This is a genomic window from Klebsiella sp. 2019SCSN059 (assembly GCF_021739525.1).
Classification (GTDB): Bacteria; Pseudomonadota; Gammaproteobacteria; order Enterobacterales; family Enterobacteriaceae; genus Klebsiella; species Klebsiella quasipneumoniae.
This window is the reverse complement of record NZ_JAKKOM010000025.1, coordinates 75,649-83,580: the sequence shown is the minus strand read 5'-3', so window position 1 is coordinate 83,580 and position 7,932 is coordinate 75,649. Positions and strand designations below refer to the sequence as shown.

Annotated in this window: 8 protein-coding genes; 4 read left to right on the top strand and 4 right to left on the bottom strand. The window is 63.0% G+C overall.

All coding sequences use genetic code 11. The features are described 5' to 3' along the window. Window positions 1-277 precede the first annotated feature (277 nt). The 4 genes from L2I46_RS21405 to L2I46_RS21390 all read right to left on the bottom strand — a co-directional run bounded on the left by L2I46_RS21405 (window position 278) and on the right by L2I46_RS21390 (window position 4,730). The gene (locus L2I46_RS21405) at window positions 278-1,468 is read right to left on the bottom strand and encodes a cytochrome c biogenesis protein/redoxin (protein ID WP_236948211.1); all 1,191 of its coding nucleotides are present in this window, start codon (window positions 1,466-1,468) and stop codon (window positions 278-280) included. A 102-nt stretch (window positions 1,469-1,570) separates the two neighbouring features. Further along, window positions 1,571-2,914, bottom strand: a complete 1,344-nt coding sequence (locus L2I46_RS21400; protein WP_023289792.1) for a sensor histidine kinase — start codon at window positions 2,912-2,914, stop codon at window positions 1,571-1,573. After that, window positions 2,911-3,651 carry a response regulator gene (locus L2I46_RS21395; protein WP_017900551.1) on the bottom strand — a complete coding sequence of 247 codons (741 nt, stop codon included), beginning with the start codon at window positions 3,649-3,651 and terminating at the stop codon, window positions 2,911-2,913. The genes L2I46_RS21400 and L2I46_RS21395 overlap by 4 nt, the downstream gene beginning before the upstream one ends. 86 nt (window positions 3,652-3,737) lie before the next feature. Further along, the gene (locus L2I46_RS21390; RefSeq protein ID WP_023289793.1) at window positions 3,738-4,730 is read right to left on the bottom strand and encodes an alpha/beta fold hydrolase; all 993 of its coding nucleotides are present in this window, start codon (window positions 4,728-4,730) and stop codon (window positions 3,738-3,740) included. A 242-nt stretch (window positions 4,731-4,972) separates the two neighbouring features. Here L2I46_RS21390 and L2I46_RS21385 point away from each other — a divergent pair, with 242 nt between their 5' ends. The 4 genes from L2I46_RS21385 to pqqC all read left to right on the top strand — a co-directional run bounded on the left by L2I46_RS21385 (window position 4,973) and on the right by pqqC (window position 7,930). Further along, window positions 4,973-5,992, top strand: coding sequence for a dipeptidase (locus tag L2I46_RS21385; RefSeq protein ID WP_032452959.1), 1,020 nt, complete (start codon window positions 4,973-4,975; stop codon window positions 5,990-5,992). A gap of 136 nt (window positions 5,993-6,128) precedes the next feature. After that, on the top strand, window positions 6,129-6,200 hold the full coding sequence (gene pqqA / locus L2I46_RS21380; protein WP_002905689.1) for a pyrroloquinoline quinone precursor peptide PqqA: 72 nt from the start codon (window positions 6,129-6,131) through the stop codon (window positions 6,198-6,200). A gap of 54 nt (window positions 6,201-6,254) precedes the next feature. Beyond that, window positions 6,255-7,181, top strand: a complete 927-nt coding sequence (gene pqqB / locus L2I46_RS21375) for a pyrroloquinoline quinone biosynthesis protein PqqB (RefSeq protein WP_048297569.1) — start codon at window positions 6,255-6,257, stop codon at window positions 7,179-7,181. Then, window positions 7,175-7,930, top strand: a complete 756-nt coding sequence (pqqC, locus tag L2I46_RS21370) for a pyrroloquinoline-quinone synthase PqqC (protein WP_023289796.1) — start codon at window positions 7,175-7,177, stop codon at window positions 7,928-7,930. Before pqqB ends, pqqC begins: the two co-directional genes overlap by 7 nt. The last annotated feature ends 2 nt before the right edge of the window (window positions 7,931-7,932 follow it).

Below are 7,932 nucleotides of genomic sequence, written 5' to 3'. Positions count from 1 at the left end.
CAACAGGCATCCAGCACCCTTCCCGTTTCAACGCCCGGTGGCGGCTGCGCCTTACCGGGCCTACATTCTCCCTGCGCCCTCCTGTAGGCCGGGCAAGCGTAGCGCCGCCCGGCAATGAGCATCCAGCACCGTTCCCGCTTCGATGCCCGCTGGCGGCTGCGCCTTACCGGGCCTACATTCTCCCTGCGCACTCCTGTAGGCCGGGCAAGCGCAGCGCCGCCCGGCAATGGGCATAAGGGATAAAGGGATCCGTCCGGCAGTTACCGGCGTCCACGGGTCAGGCTTTGCTCTCCTGCAGCAGCTGCTGGATCACCTGCTCCTGGCGGGCATAATCCCCTTCGCCGAAGGCGGTATAGCGCAGTTGCCCACGTGCGTCGAAAATGTAATGCGCCGGCCAGTACTGATTGCCGAAGGCGTTCCAGATGGCGTACTCATTATCCGCCACCACCGGGTAGGTTATCCGCCACGCCTTCACCGCCTCGCGCAGCAGCGGTAGCGAACGCTCCCAGGGATATTCCGGGGTATGAACGCCAATCACCACCAGCCCGGCCGCGCGGTATTTGTTCGCCCATTCGCGCACGTAAGGCAGGGTATGCTGACAGTTGATGCACTCCCGGGTCCAGAAGTCCACCAGCACCACTTTGCCCTTCAGACGCTCCGGGGTTAACGCCGGGCTATTGAGCCATGCGCTGCCCCCCGCCAGCGAAGGCATCGCGCTGCTGGGCTCGGGCGTCGCAATCGGTTGCAGAACCGTTTTCTGCGTTGGCTGCGGCAGACGGGCGGCCAGCCGCTGCTCCAGCGCCTGACTCCATCCTCCCGCGCTTTGCAAATAGCGGTCGCCGCCGCTGACGATCAGCGCCACCGAGGCCAGCATCGCCACCCCCGCCAGCCGGCGCAGCCGTTCGCCGAACGCCAGCCCGCGACGCAGACGGGCAATCAACGCCGTGCCGCACCACCCGAGCAGGAATAACATCAGCGCCCCGCCGCCGCCGTAGGCCAACAGCAACCCGCCGGTGGTCGCCTGGCCCGGATGCACAAAGCCCAGGCTCAGTATCGCCCCCAGTACCGGCCCGGCGCACGGCGCCCACAGCAGACCCACCGCCAGCCCGGCCAGCAGCGAACCGATCCAGCCGCGCTGGCGTGAGCTGGCGTCGTTAAGCTGATTCCCCAGCGCCACCAGGGGTGACGTCAGCCGCTGCGCGACGCGCGGCGAAAGCAGGCTCAGCCCGACAAGGGCGAAGAACGCCAGCGCCAGGCCGCGCCCAGCCAGCGTCAGATTCACGACCCAACCGCTGGCGACCGTCACCAGCCACGACACAGCGCCAAACATCAGCGCCATGCCCGCCAGCATGATCGCCAGTTGCCCCCGTCGGCCCCGGACGCTGGCGAACAGTAACGGGATCACCGGCAGCGTGCAGGGGCTTAGCAGGGTTAACATCCCGCCCAAAAATGCAATGAATATCGACATCGCCTTCTCCTCATTATGCCATCGCTGCCGAAGGTGGCAGCCACGACATTACAGCAAGGGGATGTAGGGCGGATGTGTCGGGAAAGCGGGAGAATTGTCGGCTTAGTTTTCTATCTGCGCCGGTGATACAGCAGGATACAATCCCTGCGCGGCGAGACGCACGCTGGCATCCAGACCGCCCTGCGGGCGATTGGCCAGGCGCAGCGTGCCGTTCATCTGGCTGACCAGCTGCGCGGCGATCGCCAGCCCCAGGCCGGTGCCGCCGGTATCGCGATTGCGCGAGTCCTCCAGGCGAAAAAAGGGCTGTAGCACCGCCTGCAGCGACGCCTCAGGGATCCCCGGCCCCTCATCCAGCACATGAATGATGATATCCCCGGCGGCGTCGCGGTTGAGGGCGACCGTTACCGTGGCGCCGAATTTCAGCCCGTTATCGATAAGGTTGGTCATCACCCGGCGCAGGGCCTGCGGTGGGATCCACACCACTCCGGCGCGCGCCTCGGGGCAAAACCGCACCGGCCGGCCGACATCGGCATAATCGCAGGCGATGCTGTCGAGAAAGGCGTCAAGGTTCAGCCGCTGGCGCGCCTCCTCCAGCGGCTGCGAGGTGCGAGCGAAGGCGATACCTTCGCGCACCAGGCGGGTCATATTGTCGAGATCCTGCAGCAGTTTGTCGCGCAGTTCAGGCTGGTCGGCCATCTCCACCCGCAGCTTCATCCGGGTAATCGGGGTTTGCAGATCGTGGGAGATGGCGGCGAGGATCCGCGCCCGCTCCTGCAGATGATCGTGGATGCGGGTCTGCATTGCGTTAAACGCGCGGGCGGCACGGCGCACCTCCTCCGGCCCCTGCTCGGCCATGGTTCCCGCCGTGTCGCTGGCCGGCTCAAGCGCATTCACCGCATGGGTAAAGCGAGTGATGGGCTGCAGTACCTGGCGAACCGCGTACCAGGCGCAGGCCAGCAGGAGGACAAACTGAGCGATCAGCACCACCGGCAGCCAGCGGGCGATGGGCGGTAGTTTCGGCCACAGGTCGAGGGTTAAGGGGGCGCCATCGTGGAGGGTAATATGGGCCTGGATATGCTGCCGCGGACCGGGGATCGCCACAATACTCACCGGATACTGCGCGCTCAACGCCTCCTGCAGGGAGCGCGCCGCGTCCCGGGCGCGCCAGCTGTCCGGGTAGTCGCCGCGCTCGCCGGCGTCCAGCTGATAGCGGTAGTTGCCGCGCGCCAGCTTCGGCAGCCACTGCGGGCGTTCAGCGGGCGGCAGACGGTCGAGGATCGCCACGCTGGTGGCGACATCAGACGCCAAATTGCCCAGCATCACGCTGCGGGCGCTGCTCATACGCTCATAAAACAACAGCGACAGGGTTAAGGTATTCGCCAGCAGCAGCGCCAGAAACAGCAGCGCCATCAGCCTCGACTGCAGCGAGGCGGGCCAGAACCTCATTCATGCCTCTCGCGGATGGAGACCGGGACCGACAGCACATAGCCTTCACTACGCACCGTCTTAATGTAGGCCGGCTCCCGGGCATCCTCCCGCAGGCGCTGACGCAGTCGGCTCACCAGCAGGTCGATTGACCGTTCAAACAGTTCGGCGTCGCGTCCCTGGGTCAGATTGAGCAGCTGATCGCGGTTCAGCACCCGCTGGGGGTGGTCGAGAAACACCCGCAGCAGTCGATACTCCGCCCCGCTGAGGGCGACAATCGCCCCGCTGTCGTCCAGCAGATGGCGGGCGGCGGTATCGAGCAGCCAGTCGCCAAACGCGATCAGCCTGCCCGCCTCGGTGATCTGCAGGTTGGGCGGCAGCGCCCGGGTGCGGCGTAAAATGGCTTTGATGCGCGCCAGCAGTTCGCGGGCCACAAAGGGCTTCACCAGATAGTCGTCAGCCCCCATCTCAAGGCCGAGGATCCGGTCGCTGTCGTCGGTGCGGGCGGTGAGCATCAGCACCGGGATATCCTGTTGCGGGTTTGCGCGCAGCTGGCGACAGAGCGTTAAGCCATCCTCGCCCGGCATCATGATATCCAGCACAATCAGGTCGATTTGATGGTTTTTGAGCACCGACCACATGGCTTTGCCGTTCGCCGCGCCGCTGGCGCGGTATCCCGATTTTTCCAGATAGTCGACAATCAGTTCCCGGATGTCGCGGTCGTCATCGACGACCAGGATGTGGTCAATACGCTCCAAAGGCTGCTCCTGCGGCAAAATAGACTCTTCACAAGCATAAGCCGTGTTGCCGGAAGCGCAACGTCGCGCCGCCGGCAAGGCGCGGGTTACAAACGATCGGCGTCCACCACCGCCTGCACAAACGCCGTCGGGTCCTCCTGCGGCGGGTTATGGCCCACCGGCCCCTGCAGATCCCGGTGCTCATATTTACCGGTAAATTTGGCCCGGTAGCTGGCGGGAGCCGGATGCGGCGCGCCGTTATTCGCCCCTTCCAGAGTGATGGTGGGCACCGTAATCGGCGGCAGCGCCGCCAGCCGTTGTTCATAGCTGGCATACTTCGCTTCTCCCTTCTCCAGCCCCAGGCGCCAGCGGTAGTTGCTGATGGTGATCGCCACGTGGTCCGGGTTATCCAGCGCCCGGGCGGTTTTGGCAAAGGTTGCGTCGCTGAATGGCCACTGCGGCGACGCCTGATGCCAGATAAATTTCGCAAAGTCATGGGTGTTCTGCCGGTAACCGGCTTCCCCGCGCGGAGTGGCAAAATAGAACTGATACCACCACGACAGCTCCGCCTGCGGCGGCAGCGGTTTTTCGCCAATCTGCTGACTGCTGATCAGATACCCGCTCACCGAGACCAGGGATTTCACCCGCTGCGGCCACAGCGCGGCGACGATATCCGCCGTGCGCGCCCCCCAGTCAAAGCCGGCCAGATCCGCCTGCCTGATGTTCAGGGCATCCATCAGATGGACAATATCGGCCGCCATCGCCGACGGCTGACCGTTACGCGGCGTGCTGGCGGAGAGGAAACGGGTGGTGCCGTAGCCGCGCAGATACGGCACAATCACCCGGTAGCCCTTCTGCGCTAAAGCCGGCGCCACCTGGGCATAGCTCTGAATATCGTAGGGCCAGCCGTGCAGCAGAATCACCGGCTGGCCGTCGCGCGGGCCGATATCCACGTAGCCAATATTCAGATCGCCGGCGTGGATCTGGTGGATCTTGTCGAACGCCCCCGCGTCTTCAGCGGCGCAAACGGCAGCGGACCACAGGGTGGATAACCCCAGCGCCGCGGCGCTGGTATACCGGATCAGGGATAATCTGTTCATCGCTTTGTCACCTTTTATCGTCATCAAGAGAGTACGTAACCAGTTAAGCGGAAATTTGTATCCGCCGTGTGCCCGACAGGGGCCGTTTTTATCTCTTCATGTCAGCGATCCGCCGCGGGATACAGTGTGATACATAATCAATGTTGGCAATTGTTGCTGGCTTGTGAATTTCTGCTTGCCCCCGGGCATAAATCCGCTACCGTGACAGCCATTTTTACCACCTGATAACCCAGGAGCCCGCTGTGGCGATTTTTGATGGTCACAATGACCTGCTGCTGAATCTCTGGCTTCACCATCGCGAGGATCCGGTGACCGCCTTCTTTGCCGGGATAGAGAACGGCCACCTCGATTATCCGCGTATTCGCCAGGGCGGTCTGGCCGGCGGCCTGTTCGCCCTCTTTGTACCGCCGCAAGAGTATATCGCCCGCGTGGCGCCCCAGTACGCCAGTCAGGCGTGGGACCCATTAACGATCCTCTGGCAGCAGCTGGCTATCCTCAAGGCGATTTGCGCCCATGACGCCAGCCGCGCACGGCTGTGCCTGAGCGCGGCGGATATCGAACGCTGCCGTCAGGATAAGGCGCTGGCGATGGTGGCGCACATCGAAGGCGCCGGCGGGTTCGACGCCCAGGGCGAAGATCTGCAGGACTTTTATCGCGCCGGGGTGCGCAGCATAGGTCCGTTCTGGAACATCGCCAATCGCTTCGGCTGCGGGGTCACCGGCGCCTTTCCCGGCAGTCCGGACAGCGGGCCGGGTCTTACCGGCGAGGGTATCGCGCTCATTGCCCAGGCCAACGCCCTGAAGATGCAGATCGATGTTTCGCACATGAATGAACAGGCCTTTTGGGATACCGCCCGTCACTCCACCGCCCCGCTGGTGGCCACCCACTCCAATGCCCACGCCCTGTGCCCACAGCCGCGCAACCTGACCGATCGGCAACTGCGGGCGATCCGCGACAGCGGCGGCGTGGTGGGCGTTAATTTCGGCAACGCCTTCCTGCGCGCCGACGGACGGCGCGATAGCGACACGCCCTTCGCCACCATCATCCGGCATATCGACTATCTTATTAACATAATGGGTGAGGATCATGTGGCCCTTGGTTCGGATTTTGACGGCGTCACCCTGCCGGACGCGCTGGGGGATGTGGCCGGCTTACCGCGGCTTATCAATGCCTTGCGTGACAGCGGCTATGATCAATTGGTGCTGGATAAGCTGCTGTGGCGTAACTGGCTGCGGGTATTAAAAAATGTTTGGCAACAATAGGTTATATTGTAAACATAAAGTTAAATCCTTACAGATTCCGGGTTGATCTCTCTCCCGGTGAAGCGCAATATGCGGCGGCCGTCACAGATCCTGCATTATCCGTGAGGCCTGTCGTCATTTTTAAGAGGAACAAAACATGTGGAAGAAACCTGCTTTTATCGATTTACGTCTCGGTCTGGAAGTGACGCTGTACATTTCTAACCGCTAATCGCCCCGCCCGCCGTTCGCGCGGGCCTCTTTTTTCATTACCCGGTCCGTCTTCATGTTCATTAAAGTCCTCGGTTCCGCCGCCGGCGGCGGTTTCCCGCAATGGAACTGCAACTGCGCCAACTGTCAGGGTCTGCGCGACGGCACGATCCAGGCCAGCGCCCGCACCCAGTCGTCGATCATCGTCAGCGATAACGGTCAAGAGTGGGTGCTGTGCAACGCCTCGCCGGATATCAGCCAGCAGATTGCCCACACGCCCGAGTTAAATAAAACCGGCGTGCTGCGCGGAACACATATCGGCGGCATTATTCTCACCGACAGCCAGATCGACCACACTACCGGGTTACTCAGCCTGCGCGAAGGCTGCCCGCACCAGGTGTGGTGCACCCCGGAGGTCCATGAGGATCTCTCCACCGGCTTCCCGGTGTTTACCATGCTGCGCCACTGGAACGGCGGCCTGGTGCATCACCCCATCGCGCCGCAGCAGCCTTTTACCGTTGACGCCTGTCCTGATTTGCGGTTTACCGCGGTGCCTATCGCCAGCAACGCGCCGCCCTATTCGCCGTATCGCGACCGGCCGCTGCCGGGCCATAACGTGGCGCTGTTTATCGAAAACCGCCGCAACGGGCAGACGCTGTTCTACGCTCCGGGGCTCGGTGAGCCGGATGAGACCATTCTGCCCTGGCTGCAAAAAGCGGACTGTCTGCTGATCGATGGCACCGTCTGGCAGGATGACGAACTGCAGGCCGCCGGCGTCGGGCGCAATACCGGCCGCGATATGGGCCACCTGGCGCTCGGCGATGAGCACGGGATGATGGCCCTGCTGGCCTCCCTGCCGGCAAAACGCAAAATTCTTATTCATATCAATAACACCAACCCGATCCTTAACGAGCGCTCTCCCCAGCGTCAGGCGCTGACGCAGCAGGGGATTGAAGTGAGCTGGGACGGGATGGCTATCACCCTTCAGGATATCGCATGCTGATCACCGACACGCTGTCGCCGCAGGCCTTTGAAGCGGCCCTGCGGGCTAAAGGCGCCTTCTACCATATTCACCACCCTTACCACATCGCCATGCATAACGGCGACGCGACCCGCGAGCAAATTCAGGGCTGGGTGGCGAACCGGTTTTATTACCAGACCACTATCCCGCTGAAAGACGCGGCGATCATGGCCAACTGCCCGGACGCGCAGACCCGGCGCAAATGGGTGCAGCGGATCCTCGACCACGATGGCAGCCACGGCGAGGACGGCGGGATTGAAGCCTGGCTGCGGCTGGGGGAAGCGGTCGGTCTGAGCCGCGACGATCTGCTCAGCGAGCGCCACGTGCTGCCCGGCGTGCGCTTCGCGGTGGATGCCTATCTTAACTTCGCCCGTCGCGCCTGCTGGCAGGAGGCGGCCTGCAGCTCCTTGACCGAGCTGTTCGCCCCGCAGATCCATCAGTCGCGCCTCGACAGCTGGCCGCAGCACTACCCGTGGATCAAAGAGGAAGGCTATTTTTACTTCCGCAGCCGTCTGAGCCAGGCTAACCGCGACGTTGAGCATGGCCTGGCGCTGGCGAAGGCCTACTGCGACAGCGCTGAAAAACAGAACCGGATGCTGGAGATCCTGCAGTTTAAGCTCGACATTTTATGGTCGATGCTCGACGCCATGACCATGGCCTATGCCCTGCAGCGCCCGCCCTATCATACGGTCACCGACAAGGCGGCCTGGCACACGACCCGACTGGTGTAATC

Coding starts and splice junctions, on each gene's coding strand:
- pqqC (WP_023289796.1), top strand. CDS start 7,175: ATGCTGATCACCGACACGCTGTCGCCGCAGGCCTTTGAAGCGGCCCTG.
- pqqB (WP_048297569.1), top strand. CDS start 6,255: ATGTTCATTAAAGTCCTCGGTTCCGCCGCCGGCGGCGGTTTCCCGCAA.
- L2I46_RS21405 (WP_236948211.1), bottom strand. CDS start 1,468: ATGTCGATATTCATTGCATTTTTGGGCGGGATGTTAACCCTGCTAAGC.
- L2I46_RS21400 (WP_023289792.1), bottom strand. CDS start 2,914: ATGAGGTTCTGGCCCGCCTCGCTGCAGTCGAGGCTGATGGCGCTGCTG.
- L2I46_RS21390 (WP_023289793.1), bottom strand. CDS start 4,730: ATGAACAGATTATCCCTGATCCGGTATACCAGCGCCGCGGCGCTGGGG.